Origin of the sequence: Hymenobacter psoromatis (genome assembly GCA_001596155.1) — a bacterium.
GTDB lineage: Bacteria > Bacteroidota > Bacteroidia > Cytophagales > Hymenobacteraceae > Hymenobacter.
Map to the genome: position 1 here is coordinate 878,632 of CP014771.1, position 19,004 is coordinate 897,635.

Sequence of the window (19,004 nt, forward strand, 5' to 3'; positions counted from 1 at the left end):
CTAGTCAGGCTCTTGGCCGTGGTCACGCGCGCTACTACGCCTAGCCGGCGCGGCGCGGCCACAGGAAAACTCGCGCCTACCCCCGCCACAAATCCGAACTGTCCGGTTTGGACGGGGTTGGTATCCTGCGCGTGCACTAAAAGACTATGGACTGTAAGTCCATAGGTTTAAGGGCGAATGAAATTCGGCGGTTTCGGCTAAAGCCGACTGAAAGCCAGCTACTAAAGTAGGTTATTCCAGAATGAAATTCTCGTCCCCGTTGGGCTGGTCTTTGTGATGGTTTAAATACGCCTCCAAGATGTCATCCGTGATATTTCCTACGCTCCACGCTCCGTAGCCAATACCCCAAAAATGCCCGCCCCAATACCGACGCTTGAGTTCGGGAAATTCCTGCAACAGGAGCTTGGCGCTTCGTCCTTTTAGCCGGCGCATGAGGTCACTCACACTCAAGAAAGGCGGATACGACACATGTAGATGAATATGGTCTTTGCTCACCACCCCTTTGAGAATCTGCACATCCAACGTATTACAGGTTTGCCGCAACAAGTCCCGACAACGCAGTTGCACCTCCCCCACCAAGACTTTGTAGCGGTACTTCGTGCTCCAGACCAAATGCACATCTAGCTTATGAACCGAGTGACTACCTGTGCGCTGCTTCATGCCGCAAAGCTACCCAACTGCCAAAAGGGAGTAGCAACTAAAGTCTTGCCCTAAAGGGCATAGCTTTAACTAGCGTACCTGAAAAGTAAATACGAATACACAACGCCGGCTTCGGCAAATGGGCGAATTACCCGGTTCCGCAGTAGCGTGTAGCGCAATTGCACGGGCAGGCTCAGATAGCTTTGGTTGAACTGGGTCTGCTTATACTGCTCGGCGCTATACAATGCTTCCAGGCGCACGCTAACGGTTTGCCGCGTGTGAGGCAAGGCCAGGCCCAACGCCAGGCCTCCTACTGGCCCCTGATGATTAAAAGAAGTTATCAGTGAGCCACTTCCGAACGATAAACTCCCGTACTGGTAGCCGCCGAGCAGGCTGAGCACGGGCCCGCGCGCGCGCGGGGCAAGCCGGGTAGAAACAGCGGCCGGACCACCCACGCACTCATTATAGCGCGTGATAACCCGGCCCAGGGCTGCCTGCTGAAAGGGCAACCGGGGCAGCGATAGCTGCACCGCGGGGCAGGCGCGCAGGGCGGCCGCCAGCGTATCGCGGTAGAGCGAACGGGTTTCGTAGGCCTCAAAGCCGTTGCTGAACGTCTTGACCCGGCGCTCGGCCAGCTCGCGCAACCGGGCACCGGCCGGCCCAACGGCCACGAAGTAGCGCGTGTGACCGTGGTCGCGGCACGTGTAGAGCTGGGCGGCGCCGCTCACCAGCACTTCTACGAAGAGCAGCGTGGGGGTAGGGCGGGCCGAATCGGCGGGCGGCACGAGCCGCGCCTCATACCGGGCGCTGCCGGTGAAGCCGTAGGCCCGCGCCGCGGTGGGCGCGTAGTCGGTGGGGGTAGCGGCCGGGCCGGGCCGGAAGCGGCAGGCGAGCGAGTTGCGCAGCTCGCTGAGCTCCTGCACCTCGCCGCGCAGGGTATCGCCGGCCAGCGGCACCACGTAGCCGGGCCGGAAAGTGGCTTGGGCGCGGGCCACCAAGGACCCGCTCAGGGTCAGGGCAATGCCAATAAGAACCTGGGTAAAGTACGTTTTTTGCATGGGCAGAAAAAAGGAGAAGAGGTATTTTATTCGGGCAAAGATATAGCCCTACCCCTACCTTTTTAGCCAGGCAGCGTATGCGGCAGGCACGGTATCTTGCAGGCCGCAGCGGGCTGGCTAGGCCTAGTGCGGCGCTAGCCGTTGACCCTTATGACTGACCCTTCCCCACCCGTTACCCCGCCGGTTTCGTTTCCCGAGTTTTCGCCCGTGAGCACGGCGCAGTGGCAGGCCCAGCTGGCCCGCGAGCTGAAAGGTGCCGACCCCGCCAGCCTGCGCTGGACCATGCCCGATGGCCTGGTGGCCGAGCCCTTCTACCACCGCGAAGCCCTGACGGCCCTCGGCGGGCCGCCCGCGCCCCTACCCCCCCGCCCCGTGCCCTGCCGCAACGTGGTGGCGCTGGCCGTGCCGGCCGGCACCGACGGCCGCCTGCAAATTGAGCAGGGTGCCGACGCGCTGGCGCGCGGGGCCGAGGGTCTGCACTTCAACCTGCAGGGTGACCCCGCCACCTTTGCCGTGGCCGAGCTGGCCGCCCGCCTACCCCTGGCCACTACCTGGCTGGGCTACTCGGTGCCGCAGCAGCCCGAAGCGCTGCTGGAGCGGCTGGCGGCGGCCAGCGGCGGCCAGCCGCTGCGGGGCTTCCTGCGCTTTGTGCCGCCTGCCGTGCCCGAGGGGGGCGAAATGCTGCCGTTTCGGGCGATGCTGCGGCGCTGCCTGGCGCTGGCCCGCGACTGGCCCGAGTTTTCGGCGCTGGCCGTCAATGGCATGTACTTCGGCAACCGGGGCGGCACGCTGACGCAGCAGCTGGCCTTTAGCCTGAGCACGGCCGCCGCCCTGCTGGCCGAGCTGCCCGACGAGGCCAGCGGCCTCAGCCTGGCCGACGTGGCGCGGGCGCTGCACCTCGACTTGGCCGTGGGGCCCAGCTACTTTCCCGAACTGGCCCGGCTGCGGGCCGCCCGCCGGCTGTGGGCCACGCTGCTTCATGGCTTTGGCCTACCCCCCCAAGGCGCGGCCACGCTGCCCATTCACGCCGCCACTTCGACCTGGACGCAGACGACCCTCGACCCGCACACCAACCTGCTGCGCCACACCACCGAGGCCATGAGCGCGATGCTGGGCGGGGCCGATTCCATTCAGGTCGCGCCGTTTGATTGTCTTTACCAGGCACCCAACGAGTTTAGCGCCCGCCTGGCCCGCAACCTACCCGTGATTTTGCAAGACGAGGCCCACCTCGACTGGGTGGCCGACCCGGCGGCGGGCTCCTATTTTATTGAAACCCTGACCGATGAGCTGGCCCGCGCCGCCTGGGCTGAGTTTCAGGCGCTGGAGGCCCAGGGCGGCATGGCGGCGGCCCGCGGCCGCGCCCTGGAAGCCGTGAGCCAGGCCGGGCTCGATAAGTTTAAGCGCGTTGCCACCGGGCAGGATGTGGTAGTGGGCACCAACCGCTTCCAGAACTTACAGGAGAAATTCGACTTCCAGCCCAAGCAATTGCTGCGCTCGCGCGAGTTTGACACTACCCGCGCCACCTACCCCAGCGAGGTGCTGCGCCTGGCAACGGCCCTGCACTTCGAGCGCCGCGCCAACCAGGACAAGCAGGCGACTCTCGTGCTGCTGGGCAACGCCCGCGTGAACGAGGAAATCGCCGAGGCGTTCCGCCAGCTCCTGCACCCCGGCCCGACGGCCGCCCTACCCCCTGCCGCCGAGGCAATCGCGCCCGACTCTTACTCGGTGCTGTTTTCCAAGCCCGACGAGGCCACGCTCATGTACGCCCGGCCCGAGCAGTTCGACCACCTGGCGCGGGTGGTGCAGCAAGTGCCGGCCGGCCACGTCTTCGACATTCCCTCGCTCATTACGTCCGATTTAGCCACGCTGTTGGAGGCCGTGCGGGTGTTTGGGTTCAAGGAATTCGTGGTGGAAGGGCATCACACGGAAGAGGTTTTGGCACGGTTGCAGGGGCGGTAGCGCGTATAGATAGAAAGCAAAAAGAACGTCATGCTGAGCTTGTCGAAGCATCTCTACCACGCCGATTGATTACTAAATTAATCGGCGTGGTAGAGATGCTTCGACAAGCTCAGCATGACAGACGTTATTCAAATCATTTCAGAAATAAGCTATGCGTCCCAATTTCTCCACTATCCCCTACGACGCGGCCGCGCTCCCTACCCCCCCTAAGCCGGCCGACTACCCCGCGGCCGGGCCGGCCGTGTACACGGCCGCCGACGTGGCGCAGCTGCCACACCTGGGCTTCGGGGCGGGCATAGCGCCTTATCTACGAGGGCCTTACGCCAGCATGTACGTGCGCTCGCCCTGGACCGTGCGGCAGTACGCGGGCTTTTCGACGGCCGAGGAGTCGAACGCTTTTTACCGGCGCAACCTGGCCGCCGGGCAGAAGGGCCTGAGCGTGGCCTTCGACCTAGCCACGCACCGGGGCTACGACTCGGACCACCCCCGCGTGGTAGGCGACGTGGGCAAGGCCGGCGTGGCCATTGACACGGTGGAGGATATGAAGATTCTCTTCGACCAGATTCCGCTGGGCGAGATGTCGGTGAGCATGACCATGAACGGGGCGGTGCTGCCCATTCTGGCCTTTTATATCGTGGCGGCCGAGGAGCAGGGGGTAGGGCCGGAAAAGCTCACAGGCACCATTCAGAACGATATTCTGAAGGAATTCATGGTGCGCAATACCTACATCTACCCGCCCGCGCCGAGTATGCGGCTCATCGCCGACATCTTCGCCTACTCGGCCGAGTTTATGCCGAAGTTCAACAGCATCAGCATCTCGGGCTACCACATGCACGAGGCCGGGGCCACCGCCGATATCGAGCTGGCCTACACCCTGGCCGACGGCTTGCAGTACGTGCGCGCCGGCCTGGCGGCGGGGCTGAAGATTGACGATTTCGCACCCCGGCTGTCGTTTTTCTGGGGCATTGGGATGAATCATTTTCTGGAAATTGCTAAGCTGCGCGCCGGCCGCCTGCTGTGGGCCAAGCTCATTCAGCAATTCAACCCGCAGAGCGCCAAGAGCTTGATGCTGCGCACGCACTGCCAGACGTCGGGCTACTCGCTCACGGCCCAGGACCCGTTCAACAACGTGGCCCGCACCACCGTGGAGGCGCTGGCCGCCGCGCTCGGCGGCACCCAAAGCCTGCACACCAACGCCCTGGACGAGGCCCTGGCCCTCCCCACCGATTTCTCGGCCCGCATCGCCCGCAACACGCAGCTGTACTTGCAGCACGAAACCGACATCACCAGCGTAGTGGACCCCTGGGGCGGCTCGTACTACGTGGAAAGCCTCACCGCCGACCTCGCCAACCAGGCCTGGGCGCTCATGGAGGAGGTGGAGGCCCTCGGCGGCATGGCCGCCGCCATCGAAACCGGCCTGCCCAAGCTGCGCATCGAGGAAGCCGCCGCCCGTAAGCAGTCGAGCATTGATACCGGCCAGGAGGTGATTGTGGGCGTAAATAAGTTCTTGGCTCCCGAGGGCGAGGCCCCGCTGGAAGTATTACAGATTGATAATGATGCGGTTAGAGAATCGCAGGTGGCGCGGTTGAAGCAAGTGCGCGCCGACCGTGATAATGCGGCCGTACAGGCGGCGCTGGCGGCGATTACGCAAGCGGCGCGGGCGGACCTCACCCCCCTAGCCCCCCTCTCCCGTGGAGAGGGGGGGACTAGTTCTAGTCCTAATTTAGAGCTAGAAGCTAGTCCCCCCTCTCCACGGGAGAGGGGGCTAGGGGGTGAGGTAAGCGCGGAGGGCGACCCCCAAAACCTCCTCGCCCTAGCCGTGACCGCCGCCCGCGCCCGCGCTACCCTCGGCGAAATCTCGGATGCGCTCGAAGCGGCCTGGGGCCGGCACCAGGCCACCAGCCGCACCGTGCAGGGCATTTATCAACAGGGCATGAGCGACAACGCCGACTTCGCGCAGGCCCGCCGGGCGGCCGAAGCCTTTGCCGCCGCCCACGGCCGCCGCCCCCGAATGCTGGTGGCCAAAATGGGCCAGGACGGCCACGACCGGGGCGCGAAAATCATCGCCACCAGCTTCGCCGACGTGGGCTTCGACGTAGACCTGGCCCCCCTCTTCCAAACCCCCGCCGAGGTAGCCCGCCAGGCCGTGGACAACGACGTGCACGTGGTGGGCGTGAGCAGCCTCGCCGCCGGCCACAACACCCTGCTGCCCCAGTTAATCAAAGAGCTGGCGAACGAGGGTCGCCCCGATATTCTGGTCATCGCCGGCGGCGTTATCCCGCCCCAGGATTACCAGCAATTATATAACGCGGGCGTGGCTGGTATTTATGGGCCGGGCACGGTGATAGCCAAGGCCGCACTGGAGATTTTGGGGAAGTTGGGGGAATAGTTTATATATTTTTAACTTTAAAAATCCTTCACGATGTCTGGCATAGTTGACCTTTATTCCAAAAATAATAATTCCCAGCAGGCAGTTATTAACTATGGACCATTACCTGAAAAGCTGAAAATACAAATAAATTATATTTTGCAGGACTTCTTCGATAAATTAAGTGATAGGTGGGGTAGTAAAGAAGATATAGGCACTCAGTTTTGGGACGAAATAGCAAGCACTCTGAGACGCGAGCACGGTCTTGAAACACTTTACTCAGAACCACTTAGGCGGTTAATGTCATGGTATAAGGTATGTCAGTATTTTAAAAATCTTGATGACATACAATACGAATTAGATGTTATACATGCAGCGTGCCTGAGCATTGAGGCATGTATAAATCCCGAACTAGGCTTGGGCTCTAGCTACAGCCCACAGCAGGCTTTGGCGGATATTAATACCCGTCTACAAGAGCACGGTGTAGGCTACCGCTATCAAGAGAAAGAAATAATTAAAGTGCCTACTGAATTTACCTATGAACAAGCTATTCAGCCTGCTTTAATACTACTCTATCAAGTAGGCTTTGAAAATGCTCAACAAGAGTTTATGAGCGCATTTGAACATTATAAGAAGGGGATTTCGGAGTATGAAGAGGCTTTAACAGATTGCCTAAAAGCAGTTGAAAGTACAATCAAAATTATTGCAACAATAAGAGGTTGGAAATTTAACCAAAATGACACTGCTCAGCCGCTTATCAAAGTAGCCTTAGACAATGGTCTTGTTCCTACATACTCTGTAAATTTCTTAAGTGGTGTTCGCAACACGTTAGAAAGCGGTATTCCTACCCTTCGCAACAAATTAGGTGGACATGGTAAGGGAGCAGAAATTAGAATTGTGGATGAGGCTTCAATGCACTATTGTATTAACCTTACTGCTGCTGTGATTTTATATCTGGTACAACGTCACCAAGAAATGCCATAAATTCTTATGTCCCTCTTCGCCAACCTCGACCGCCTGCGCGCTGACCTCGATGCCCTGCGCCCGCTCGCGCCTGAGCAGGAGGCGCGGGTGCTGCAAAAGTTTCGGCTGGAATGGAATTACAACTCCAACGCCATTGAGGGCAACTCGCTGACGCTGGGCGAAACCCGCTCGCTGCTGTTGCACGGCCTCACGGCGGCCGGCAAGCCCATGCGCGACCACCTCGACATCAAGGGCCACAACGAGGCGGTACACGCGCTGGAAGATTTCGTGCGGGCCGAGCGGCCCCTCACCGAGCACTTCATCCGCGAGATGCACCAGGTGCTGCTGGGCGAGGCGTATGAGGTGCCGGCCCAAACGCCGGATGGCCAACCCACGCGCAAGCTCATTCAGCCCGGCCGCTACAAAAGCAGCCCCAATAACGTGCTCACCACCACCGGCGAGATGTTTTACTTCGCCAGCCCGGAAGAAACGCCGGCCCGCATGACCGACCTCGTGGACTGGTATCGGCAGCAGGAGCCTACCCCCGCGCTGCCCCCCGTGGCGCTGGCCGCCGAGTTTCACTACCGCTTCGTGCGTATCCACCCGTTTGACGATGGCAACGGCCGCATGGCGCGCCTGCTGATGAACCTGATTCTGCTGCGCCACGGCTACCCCATGACGGTCATCAAAGCCGCCGACCGCAACCGCTACCTGGCCGCGCTCGCCGCAGCCGATGCGGACGAGTTTGAGCCGTTTTTAAGTTTTATTGCAGAGAACGTCGAGGATTCGTTGCGGCTGATGATTCGGGCGGCGCGGGGCGAATCTATTGAGGAGCCGAGTGATTTAGATAAGAAGCTGGCGCTGCTGAAAATTGAAGTGGAAGGCTATAGTGAGCATCCTCGTCGGATATGGAATGAGACTACACAAGCCAAATTCGCTCATTCTTTCTTATTGCATTGGTTTGACGATTTAATGGTTCAAACGGGAAAATTCGACTTTGCTTTTGAAAGCAAAATATTTAGACTATCTGCTTCTGAAACTGATTCTTATGATGTTGTTGGGTCAAGTATGTCCCCTTCATCTAAAGGTATTCGGAATCTTCTTGAACCACGTTTAAACTCAGGCAATATTCTTAATAACCTTGCGTTCTATATTGTATGGGATGTTTTTAAAAAAGAAAGCGCATTAATTGACCTCACATTGGGGATACGCTTCCGTTTTAATAGAAGAGAATTTTATATTTCTTATTCTTTGCTTATGACTGGCTCAAAAGAATACTATGGTTTTGATGATAGTCTACAACTTTTCGCCTCACCTTATCTTATCGAATACGACCACGCCCAAATTCACGAAATCAACCTGCAACTCGCTAACAAAGTCTATGACTTCATCGCCGCCAAGCTAGCCTAGGCCGATACGCCACCCGCCTAACAATCAGGCCCGCCCAACCCGGCGGACCTTTTCAATTAATCAAAATCCCTACCCCACCCGTTTACAGCCGAACCAACCCCCTACCCCCCCGCATGGACCTCGAACTCACGAACAAAACTGCGCTTGTCACCGGCTCCACGGCGGGCATTGGCCTGGCTATCGCGCAGCGGCTGGCGGCCGAAGGCGCGGCCGTTATCATCAACGGGCGCACGCAGGCGCGGCTGGATGCGGCCAGGGCGGCTATTCTTCAGGCAACGCCGGGGGCGGCGGTGCGGGGCGTGGCCGTCGATTTTGGGAAGGTGGATGAAGTGGATAACCTGCTGCGGGAAGTGCCGACGGTGGATATTCTGGTCAACAACGTGGGCATTTTTGAGCCTAAGCCGTTTGTTGAAATCCCGGATGCCGACTGGCTGCGCTTTTTTGAGGTGAACGTGCTGAGCGGGGTGCGGCTGGCGCGGCAGTATTTCCCGCTGATGCTGAAGCAGAACTGGGGCCGCATTATCTTCATTTCCAGCGAGTCAGCTTTGCAGATTCCGGCCGAGATGCTGCACTACGGCACCACCAAAACGGCGCAGCTGGCCGTGGCCCGCGGCCTGGCCGAGCTGACGAGGGGCACCGCCGTCACCGTCAACTCGGTGCTGCCCGGCCCCACGGCTTCGGAGGGGGTAGCGGACTTTTTGCAAAAAATGAGCGGCGATAAAAGCCCCGCGGAAGCTGAAGAGGCGTTTTTCCGCGACGTGCGCCCCTCGTCCCTGTTGCAACGCTTCATCACGCCCGCCGAGATTGCCAACACGGTGGTTTATCTGTGCAGCCCGCTGGCAGCGGCTACCAACGGCGCATCGGTGCGCGCCGATGGCGGCGTGGTGCGGCACATTTAAGAATGAGTGATGAGTAGTAGGTAATGGGTAATGTCGTTCTTATAGCCAAACGGCATTACCCATTACCTACTACTCATTACTCATCATCTTCCCCGCCACCAAGCAGCGTCCAGGCTTCTTCATTGCCTTGCTGGCCGGCGAGGTGCAGGGCGGTGAGGCCTCGCATATCGCGCAGGGAGGCATCGGCACCGGCTTCTAAAAGCAGCTTTACCAGCTCGTTGCGGCCGAAGAGCGTGGCGAACATGAGGGCCGTGCCGCCGTTGCCGTTGGTAAGATTGAGGGCCGCGCCGCGCTCGATGAGCAGGCGGGCGATGGTGGGGTAGCCCTTGAAGCTGACGCCCATCAGGGCCGAATTGCCGCTGGCATCCTGCACGTTGGGGTCGGCCCCGGCGTCGAGCAGGGCGCGGGCGGCGTCGAGGTGGTCGTCGTAGGTGGCCAGGATGAGGGCGGTGTAGCCCTTGCCGTTCTGGCCGTTGAGGGCTAGCTGCGGGTCTTGCAGTAGCTGCCGGATGGCGGGCACGTCGCCGCGCCGGGCGGCCTCGTGGAGTAATTCTAGGGATTGGGGCATGACGTTTTTTTGGGCCTTACTACGAAAAGAAGCCTACCCTACGTTGCGAATCAGGGCGGCGTAAAACCGAATTAAAGTCAAATACGCGGCCGGGCTCAGGCGCTCGTTCGTGCCGTGCAGGCTTTCGATGGCGGCCTGGTCCATCAGCACCGGCATGAAGCGGTAGGTGGCCTGCGGGCAGAGGGCGGCGTAGGCGCGGGCATCGGTAGCCCCGACCACCACGTAGGGAGCCACCAGCGCCGTGGGAAATATGCTTTTAATGGTGCGGTGCAACGCCGCGAACGCCGCGTTATCGGTGCCCGACACGGGCGAGGCGTCGCGGCCCTCGCCGAGCATTTTCAACTGAATTTGTGGGTCGTTGATGATTTCCCGGACCCGCCGCACCACCGCGCCGACCGAGTCGCCGGGCAGCAGCCGGAAATTGACGGTGGCCGTGGCGCGGGCCGGCAGCACGTTGTCCTTGTCGCCGCCGCGGATGATGGTGGGCGCGGTGGTGGTGCGCAGGGCGGCGTTGCCGGAGGGGGTAGCAGCCAGCGACTTCCTAATCAGACTGCCAAATAGCCACTGATTGGCAAAAACCAGCCGCTTACTGAATGGCACGGCCGGAGCCAGGTAGGCCAGCAGGCCGCTCACGCCGCCGTCGAGGCGGGCCAGAAACGGCTGCGCTTCCAGCCGGGCCACGGCGGCGGCCACCCGGCCCACGCTGGTCAGGGCCGGCGGCATGGACGAGTGGCCACCCGCCCCGGTGGCCGTCAGCTCCAGGCTGAGGTAGCCTTTTTCGCTCACGCCCACTAGCGCCACGGGCTGCGCGAGGCCCGCTACCCCGTCGGCTTTCACCAGGCCGCCTTCATCGAGCATCATTTCCAGGCGGGGGTAGCGTTGCTGGATGAGGGCGGCCAGGGCGGTGGCCCCGCGTCGGCCCTGCGTTTCCTCATCGTGCCCAAAGGCCAATAGCACCGTGCGCCGGGGCTGGTAGCCGGCGCGCAGCAGCGCCTCCACGGCTTCGAGCTGGCCCACGAGGTTGAGCTTGTCATCGAGCGCGCCGCGACCGTAGAGGTAGCCGCCCGCCTGCTGCCCCGCGAAGGGCGGCCGCGCCCACTGCGCCTCGGTGCCGGGCAGCACGGGCACCACATCCTGGTGAGCCAGCAGCAGCAGCGGCTTCAGCGAGGCATCGGTGCCGGCCCACTCGTAGAGCAGGCCGTAGTGATTGACGGTCTGTAATTTAAGCCGCTGTTGCACGAGCGGAAACGTGCGCTCCAAATACGCCGCGAGCTGGTCGAAGGGTAGGGAATCCGTTTCGGCGTACACGGTGCGCGACACGGTGTGAATGCGCAGCGCGCCCGCCAGGTGCGCCGTCATCGAGTCGGGCACGAGGGGTAGGGCCGGGGCGGCGGGCACCGCGGCCAGCTGATGGTTGGGCAGGCGGAAAGTATTGGCCAGCAGCACGGCGGCGAGGCCCAGCAGCAGCAGCAGAAAGAGGCGAAAAATCAGACACATGAGGAAGAGCCTGGCCGCGACATTCGCCGTCAGCCGCCCTAAGTTTACGCGACTGGTTACTTTTGCGCCCCTATCCCCTGCTCCGGCTACCCACCCTACATAGGATTGGCCTGCTAATTCAGTACAAATACTGACGTCAGAATAGTACTAACCCGCAGTTAATAAGCGGGAAGTTTTCGTCTCCTTTGCCTTACTAAAATTTTTTTAAATAAGCTAATTTTACTTCATACCTTTGCCCAATGCTAATTAGCTCGTTACCAGACCGTGACGGCAGCCGCTGCACGCTTACGCTCGACGAAGAAGCGCATTGGATGCGCGCCACCTGGCGCGGCTTTATCGACCCGGAGGAAGCTTTGCGAGGCGCCCAGAATTACCTCGATAAACTAGCTGGTTTTCGCTGCCCCTTGCTACTCAACGATAATACCGCCCTGTGCGGACCCTGGTTTGACAGCCTGGACTGGCTAACGCGGGTTTGGGTGCCGCAGGCCGCAATTCTGGGCCTGCGCTACGTAGCCCACGTGGTGCAGGCTGATACGCTGCACGACGTCATTACAGAAACACCGCGCTATTCAGCCGCGTGCTTTTTTAATTTGCAGGTATTCGACCAGGTAGCCGAAGCGGAGGATTGGCTGCACCAGTGCTGGGCCGCCACCCAGCTCACCGGCGTTGCCGGCCACTAGCTCCCTACCCCACCAGCCGCCGCGCCCAGCGGCCCAGGCCGGGCAGGCGGGCCAGGCGGGTGCCCAGGTTCAGGAGCCACGGGCGGGTGCCCAGCAGGCGCATGAGGCGGTAGCTGCGCGCCAGCTGCGGCCCCAGCTGCTGGTGCAGGGCCGCATCATAACGCTGCATTTGCTCGGCGCTAAAGTCCTGGCTTGCCACGCATTGCTTTGCCTGCTCCGCCGCCAGAATGCCGCTGCGAATGGCCAGGTCGATGCCGTGGCCCTGCAAGGGGTCGATGAGCGAGGCCGCGTCGCCGCACAGCAGAAAGCGCGCCCCGCTGGCCGGCCGCTGCCGCCCGCCCCCGATGGGCAGCCCAAAGCCGCGCACCGGCCCCAGCTGCCGCGCACCGGCAAAGCGGCCGGCCAGCGCGGGGTGGGTAGCGAGGTTGTCGAGCAGCAATTGACGCAGGTCAATCTTGTGCTTGGAAACCAATTCTGACAACATGCCCAGGCCCACGTTGTAGCGCCCCGCCCCCACCGGAAACAGCCACAAATAGCCCGCCAGGTGGCTGCGGCTAAAGAAAAACTCGGTGGTGCCGCTTTCGCTACCCCCCACGTTTTCGAAGTAGGCGCGCACGCCGGCGCAGTGGTGAGCGCGGGCCAGGCGCGCCTCGGGCAGCAGCCGGCGGCCCACCACCGACTGCGCGCCGTCGCAGCCGATAACGAGATGGGCCGTGATTTCAGAGCCGTCGGCCAGCCGCAGGTGGGCGCAATCGGGCGTTATTTCCACATTTTTCAGGGCGGCGTTTTCCCGAATTTCGGTGGTGGTGTGCTGCCGCACCAGGGCCAGCAGCGCGGCATCGAAGTCGAGCCGGGGACTGTTGAAAGTGGGCAGCTTCCAGTGCAGGTAGAAACTGCCGCCGCCGGGCGCTACGAGGCGGCTGCGGCGCACATCGTCGCGCGGCTGCAGCTGCCACAGCGCCTCGGTGTAAATGGGGTCGAGCTGGCGCAACGCCTTGAGGGCGTGGCCGGGAATGGCATCGCCACAGATTTTATCACGCGGAAAAACCGCTTTATCGAGCAAGACTACCCGCAAGCCGCTGCCCCGCAGGGCCAGCGCGCAGGCCGTGCCCGCCGGCCCCGCCCCCACGATGGCCACGTCGTATTCAGGCAGGAAATTTGTAACAGGCAGCACCGGACAAAGGTAGGCCGCCGCCCGTTTTTTGGCAGTAAGTTTGGCCCGCGCTACGTTTAGTAAACTTACTTATCGCACGTATTTTTTCTAACTTTTATCCTGGTTGGCACCTTATTAACCTTCGCCAACCGTTATCCTAACGCAATGGAAGAATTCACCCCCGCCAACTTCGGCCTTTCGGCAACCCCCGAAGCCGAGCTGGCCCAAGAAGCCGACAACGAGCTGCCCCGCGCCGTGCTGCGGCCGGGCCACCACTTCTTGCTCGACGGCACCTGGCGCTTCGCCATCGACCTCGACGATATTGGCCTGACCGAAGAATGGGAGCAGGGCTACGACTACCACCACACCGCGCAGTGGCCCGGCTCAATTGAGGCCCACATGGCGGCGGCTCACACCGGCGGCTCCACGGCTTGGCAAGACAAGATAGTGGCCTGGTACGAGCGCGCGTTTACGCTGCCCGAAGTCGCGGAAAACAAGAGCCGAACGCTTTTTCAGCTCACCTTTGGGGCCTGCGGCTACGAAACGCGGGTGTGGCTCAACGGCCATCTGCTGACCACCATCGAGGGCGAGGCCGTGCATTACGGCGAGTACACGTCCTTCACCTACGAGCTGCCCGAGGAGCACCTGCGCGCCACCAACCGCCTCACCGTGCGCATCGCCGACACGATGGATGCCGAAACGACCCGCGGCAAGCAGGAATCGCGCGTGTACAAGCGTGGTGGCATCTGGTACCAGACGCAGTCGGGGGCCGTGCGCTCGGTGTGGCTCGAAACGGTGGAGCGCAACCGCCTGCGCTCGCGGGTGGGGGTAGTGAGCACGATTGAGGACTGCCTGGTGCGCTTCAACCTGACGCTGCGCATCCACGACGCGGGCGACTACCAGGTGCGCCTGCAGGTATTCGGGACCGATGGCGCGACCGGCACCGCGCCGCCGCTGGCCACCTCCGACTTTCCCCTTACCCTGGCCGAGGGCCAGCACGAGCAGCGCCTGAGCCTGGAGGTGCCGGGGGCCGAAGTCTGGTGCCCCGAACATCCCCACCGCTACCGCCTGGTGGCCCAGCTGATTGACAACACCGGCTACGCGGCTCAGATTGAGGCCCGCTTCGGACTGCGCAAAATCGAGGCGCGCGGCCGCAAGGTGTATCTCAACAACGAGCCGATTTACCTCGACGGTATTCTCTACCAGCCCGGCACGGCCACCTACGCTGAGATGCGCCGCCACATGCACGCCATGAAAAAGCTGGGCTGCAACCTGGTGCGGGTGCACATTGCCGGCATCGACCCGCGCATCTACAACCTGGCCGACGAGCTGGGCCTGCTGCTGTGGGTAGAAGTGCCCAGCCCGCACAGCAGCACGCCCCGCAGCCGCGAAAACCACCGCGCCGAGCTGCTGCGCATGCTCAGCCTGATGGAAACCCACCCCAGCATCATCATCTGGAGCCTCTATAACGAGGACTGGGGCGCCCAGGACATTGCCACCAACCCGGCTACCCAACGCTACATCGTGCAGATGTACAACTTTATGCAGCTGGCGCACCCGCAGTTTCTGGTGATTGACAACGACGGCTGGCACCACATTTCCTACCAGGGCCAGCTGAAGAGCGACCTGCTCACGGCCCACCTCTACACCCCCGACCTGGGCCGCTGGCGCGAGCTGCTCGACCGCCTCATTCACGGCGAGCTACAGGGAACGGCCGCCTTCCCGCTGGTCGTCGGCGACCCTTATTTCTACCGCGGCCAGCGCCCGCTGCTGGTGAGCGAGTGGGGCGGCTTCGGCTTCTCCGACTACGGCGGCCCGCAGGATGCCGAGGCCCGCACCAACAGCATCTGCGATTTCAAGCGCGAGCTGCGCGCCCGCCCCATCGCCGGCGACGTCTATACCCAGGCCACCAACATCGAGGACGAGCGCAACGGCCTCATCGGCTTCCACTCGGGCGAATTGGAGGTGCCGGCCGGCCTGCTGCACTCGGAGCCGGGGCAATAGGGGTAGAAGATTTTAACAAGGAATCTTTAAGACGAACTCGTAAAAAGCAATGACCTAAAGTCGTCGCTTTTTACGAGTTCGTCTTTTTCCAATAAATCGTTGGTTGGCAAACAACTAACAAAAACCGAAAAAACATGCCTGATTATTATAGATAAGGAAAATTTATTTAATTTCCTTGTAGTATCTAACTCATTCTTCAGCAATTTTTTATATCATAAAACATAAAGAGTTACTTTAAAATTTTTGCTACCTTCATTAGCATTATAGAAAACTGCCTTATTTTTCTTAACAGACTATGTACTTTTGACATATCGCACGGTTACTTCACCTCACCACACGGCTATCCCTGAAAAGGTGAAGCCCGACTGTGGGGACAGTCGGGCTTCGAGAAGCAGGTGATTCAGCACCTAACTTCTTTCCGGCAATGAAAAAAGAACGTGCGAAACCGGAGTTTGATTTCAAAGTCAGACTCCGAATGCCACCGGAGCTAGCTAAATGGCTCCTGTGGTTTCTAATGGGTGGCAGTGCCGTGACGGCCGCCGCCCATTGAATTAAGTAGGTTGCAGAGGCCGTGCCGCGAGGTGCGGCCTCTGTTTTGTGAAATCTACGAACAAATCTAAGCAATGTTTACAGAATTCTGTAAACATTGCCCCAACCTATCGAGACAGCAATAAGCTAACAGACCAAGGGCCCCCGAAACCCCTACCCCCCTGCCTGGGTTACCTTTGCAGCTACGCCCCTTGCGGCGCACTTGCTTATGCCCGAACTAACAATAGATGCCGTCCGCCACGCCCTGAGCTTCGTGGAAGAGCCCGATTTGGGCCAGGACCTGATTACGCTCAACATGGTGGAAGACATTAAAGTAGAGGGCCGCACGGTGTCCTTTACCGTGGTGCTCACTACCCCCGCCTGCCCGCTCAAGCAGCTCATCCACGATGCCTGCGAGCGGGCCGTGCACACGATGGTAGATAAAGACGCTCAAGTAGTTATCACCATGACGTCGCGCGTGACGACCATGCGTAACAACAACACCATCCTGCCCGGCGTGAAGAACATCATCGCCGTTGCCTCGGGCAAAGGGGGGGTAGGGAAAAGCACCGTGGCCGCCAACCTGGCCGTGGCCCTGGCCACCACCGGCGCCAAGGTGGGCCTGGTCGATGCCGACATTTCGGGGCCGAGCATGCCCACGATGTTTGGCGTGGAAGACGCCCGGCCGCACGTGTTTCAGGGGCCAGACGGCAAAAACCTCATTCAGCCCATCATCAAATATGGCGTGAAGCTGATGAGCATCGGCTTCCTGGCGCCGAGCGAAAACGCCATCGTGTGGCGCGGGCCGATGGCCTCGTCGGCGCTCAAGCAGTTTATTACGGAAGTGGAATGGGGCGAGCTGGATTACCTGTTGCTCGACCTGCCGCCCGGCACTTCCGACATTCACCTCACGCTGGTGCAGACCGTGCCCGTGACCGGCGCCATCATCGTGACCACGCCGCAGGCCGTGGCCCTGATGGACGCGCAGAAGGGTTTGCAGATGTTCCGGCAGCCGCAAATCAACGTGCCGGTGCTGGGCATTATCGAAAACATGGCCTGGTTTACGCCGGCTGAATTGCCCGATAACAAGTACTATATTTTCGGCGAAGGCGGCGGGCAGCGCTTGGCCACCAAACACGACGTGCCGCTGCTGGGCCAGCTGCCGCTGATACAAGCGGTGCGCGAGGCTGGCGACGACGGCCAGCCGGCTGTTATTCAGGACGTAAATTCGCCCCAGGCCGCCATTTTCCGCGACCTGGCCGAGAGCCTGGCCCGGCAGGTGAGCATTCGCAACAACGTGGCCCCCAAGACCTCAGTCGTTACGATGAATCGGTAGCAGCGCAGCGCTTAGATAGCTGACTAAAGCTACTGGCGCATTGCACACTCTGCCACCCAAAGCTGTTAATTGCTCCTTGTTACCTGTTAATTGATTGAAGATGGATTCTGTTCTGACTCGTGTGGAAGCTGCCCTTGACTCGCTGCGGCCCTACCTGGCCACTGATGGCGGCAACGTGCGCGTGGCCGAAATCACCGACGCCGGCGTGTTGAAGCTGGAGTGGGAGGGCTCGTGCGGCGCCTGCCCCATGTCGCCGATGACGCGCGCCGGCCTCGAAGATTCGGTGCGCAAGGCCGTGCCCGAAATCACGGCCGTGGAGGCGCGGTAAGTAATTCACGCTGATTGAATAAATTAGCTTAGTAGCGTATAAGAACGTCATGCGGAGCCCCGCGAAGCATCTCTACCACGCCGTTCAACGAATCGGTAGAGATGCTTGGCGGGGCTCCGCATGACGTTCTGCTTTCCTTCCTTAAGTTATTATTAGCCAGCATTTATGCCCGCTTCGCCCGCCAACGACCCTACCCTTCGCTCCTGGATTGATATTCGCCCCGGCGACGATTTTCCGATTCAGAACCTGCCCTTTGGGGTAATGGATGTGCCCGAGTGGGGCCCGCGCCTGGCGGTGGCCATCGGCGGCTACGCCCTGGATTTATACGCCTGCGCGCAGCTGGGCTATTTTGAGGCCATTGGCAACGATGTGCCCGAGCTGGGCGCGGCATTACCCAAGGTGTTTCGGCGGCGCTCGCTGAATGCGTTTTTGCGGTTGGGGCCGGCCGCGTGGCGGGCCGTGCGCGAGTGCGTGAGCGAGCTGCTGCGCCACGACAACCCCGCCCTGCGCGACAATGAGCTGGCCATGCGCACCTGCCTGCTGCGCCAGCGCGACGTAACCCTGCTGCGCCCGGTGAAGCCCGCTAACTACGTCGATTTTTACAGCAGCCTGGAGCACGCTACCAACGTGGGTGCTATGTTCCGGCCCGATAACCCGCTGCTGCCCAACTGGCGGCACCTGCCCGTGGCCTACCACGGCCGGGCCAACTCCATCGTGGTCGGTGGCACCGACGTGCGCCGGCCGCAGGGCCAGTATCGCCCGGCCGGGCAGGAAGCGCCCGTTTTTGGCCCGACCCAGCAGCTTGATTTTGAGCTGGAAACGGCTTTTATCGTGGGCCAGAGCACGCAGCAGGGCGACACGGTGCCCATCGCTGAAGCCGAGAGCCACATTTTCGGCCTCGTGTTGTTTAATGATTGGAGTGCCCGCGACATCCAGAGCTGGGAGTACCAGCCGCTGGGGCCGTTTTTGGGCAAGAATTTCGCCAGCAGCGTGTCGCCCTGGGTGGTCACGCTCGATGCGCTGGAGCCCTTTCGGGTGGCCGGCCCGGCGCAGGACCCTACCCCCCTCCCCCACCTGCAAGCCGAGGGCGCGCACCACTTCGATATTGAGTTGGAAGTATTGGTGCAGCCGGCCGGGGCCACGGCCGCCCCGCTGGTCATCAGCCGCACCAATATGCGGCATTTGTACTGGAGCATGGCCCAGCAATTGGCGCACCACGCCAGCAACGGCTGCCCGCTGGAGGCCGGTGACATTTATGCCTCGGGTACCATCAGCGGCCCTACCCCCGGCTCGCTCGGCTCTTTGCTGGAGCTGACGCAGCGCGGCACCGCGCCCCTGAACCTGCCGGACGGCTTGCAGATGGGCTTCCTGCGCGACGGCGACACGGTTATCCTGCGCGGCTTCGCGGAGCGGGAGGGCCTGCGCATCGGGCTGGGTGAGGTGAGCGGCACGGTGCTGTCGGCCCTGGATTTGTAGCTTTAGGACTCCGCTTGGACCGCGCGGCCTCCCACAATACTAGAGCAGTTCCCAGGTCGGTATATGTGGCGGGCTGCCGGCTTTTCGCCGGCTGTCCGCTCTTTGCGAGAACAAACGGCGCGCACGACGAGCGGACAG

Annotated in this window: 14 protein-coding genes; 9 read left to right on the plus strand and 5 right to left on the minus strand. The window is 61.2% G+C overall.

The genetic code is table 11. The features are described from left to right. Positions 1–231: 231 nt before the first annotated feature. Entirely contained in the window at positions 232–660 is a 429-nt protein-coding gene (locus tag A0257_03775) for a transposase (GenBank protein ID AMR26300.1), read from the minus strand. 65 nt (positions 661–725) lie between these two features. Next, positions 726–1,697 carry a hypothetical protein gene (locus A0257_03780; GenBank protein AMR26301.1) on the minus strand — a complete coding sequence of 324 codons (972 nt, stop codon included), beginning with the start codon at positions 1,695–1,697 and terminating at the stop codon, positions 726–728. Positions 1,698–1,847: 150 nt separating this feature from the next. Here A0257_03780 and A0257_03785 point away from each other — a divergent pair, with 150 nt between their 5' ends. The 4 genes from A0257_03785 (at position 1,848) to A0257_03800 (ending at position 9,296) form a co-directional block, all read left to right on the plus strand. Further along, positions 1,848–3,656 (plus strand): hypothetical protein, encoded by a 1,809-nt coding sequence (locus A0257_03785; protein ID AMR26302.1) that lies wholly within the window; start codon positions 1,848–1,850, stop codon positions 3,654–3,656. A 151-nt stretch (positions 3,657–3,807) separates the two neighbouring features. Then, the gene (locus tag A0257_03790) at positions 3,808–6,045 is read left to right on the plus strand and encodes a methylmalonyl-CoA mutase (GenBank protein ID AMR26303.1); all 2,238 of its coding nucleotides are present in this window, start codon (positions 3,808–3,810) and stop codon (positions 6,043–6,045) included. 969 nt (positions 6,046–7,014) lie between these two features. Continuing rightward, positions 7,015–8,397, plus strand: coding sequence for a hypothetical protein (locus A0257_03795; protein AMR26304.1), 1,383 nt, complete (start codon positions 7,015–7,017; stop codon positions 8,395–8,397). A gap of 113 nt (positions 8,398–8,510) precedes the next feature. Further along, entirely contained in the window at positions 8,511–9,296 is a 786-nt protein-coding gene (locus A0257_03800) for an oxidoreductase (GenBank protein ID AMR26305.1), read from the plus strand. 76 nt (positions 9,297–9,372) lie between these two features. On the opposite strand, the gene A0257_03805 is transcribed toward A0257_03800, so the two are convergent. Then, complete coding sequence (locus A0257_03805) at positions 9,373–9,864, minus strand: hypothetical protein (protein AMR26306.1); 492 nt, start codon at positions 9,862–9,864, stop codon at positions 9,373–9,375. Between the two features lie 33 nt (positions 9,865–9,897). Beyond that, positions 9,898–11,361: a carboxypeptidase gene (locus A0257_03810; protein AMR26307.1), complete on the minus strand. Its 1,464-nt coding sequence runs from the start codon at positions 11,359–11,361 to the stop codon at positions 9,898–9,900. A gap of 239 nt (positions 11,362–11,600) precedes the next feature. Between A0257_03810 and A0257_03815 the strand changes: the two genes are divergently transcribed. After that, positions 11,601–12,041: a hypothetical protein gene (locus A0257_03815; protein ID AMR26308.1), complete on the plus strand. Its 441-nt coding sequence runs from the start codon at positions 11,601–11,603 to the stop codon at positions 12,039–12,041. A 4-nt stretch (positions 12,042–12,045) separates the two neighbouring features. On the opposite strand, the gene A0257_03820 is transcribed toward A0257_03815, so the two are convergent. After that, positions 12,046–13,215, minus strand: coding sequence for a hypothetical protein (locus tag A0257_03820; protein ID AMR26309.1), 1,170 nt, complete (start codon positions 13,213–13,215; stop codon positions 12,046–12,048). A 144-nt stretch (positions 13,216–13,359) separates the two neighbouring features. Between A0257_03820 and A0257_03825 the strand changes: the two genes are divergently transcribed. The 4 genes from A0257_03825 (at position 13,360) to A0257_03840 (ending at position 18,866) form a co-directional block, all read left to right on the plus strand. After that, positions 13,360–15,198, plus strand: a complete 1,839-nt coding sequence (locus A0257_03825; GenBank protein ID AMR26310.1) for a glycoside hydrolase — start codon at positions 13,360–13,362, stop codon at positions 15,196–15,198. A 757-nt stretch (positions 15,199–15,955) separates the two neighbouring features. Next, positions 15,956–17,062 (plus strand): ATP-binding protein, encoded by a 1,107-nt coding sequence (locus A0257_03830; protein ID AMR26311.1) that lies wholly within the window; start codon positions 15,956–15,958, stop codon positions 17,060–17,062. Positions 17,063–17,162: 100 nt separating this feature from the next. Beyond that, on the plus strand, positions 17,163–17,390 hold the full coding sequence (locus A0257_03835; protein AMR26312.1) for a hypothetical protein: 228 nt from the start codon (positions 17,163–17,165) through the stop codon (positions 17,388–17,390). Positions 17,391–17,555: 165 nt separating this feature from the next. Beyond that, positions 17,556–18,866, plus strand: coding sequence for a fumarylacetoacetase (locus tag A0257_03840; GenBank protein AMR26313.1), 1,311 nt, complete (start codon positions 17,556–17,558; stop codon positions 18,864–18,866). Positions 18,867–19,004: the final 138 nt, after the last annotated feature.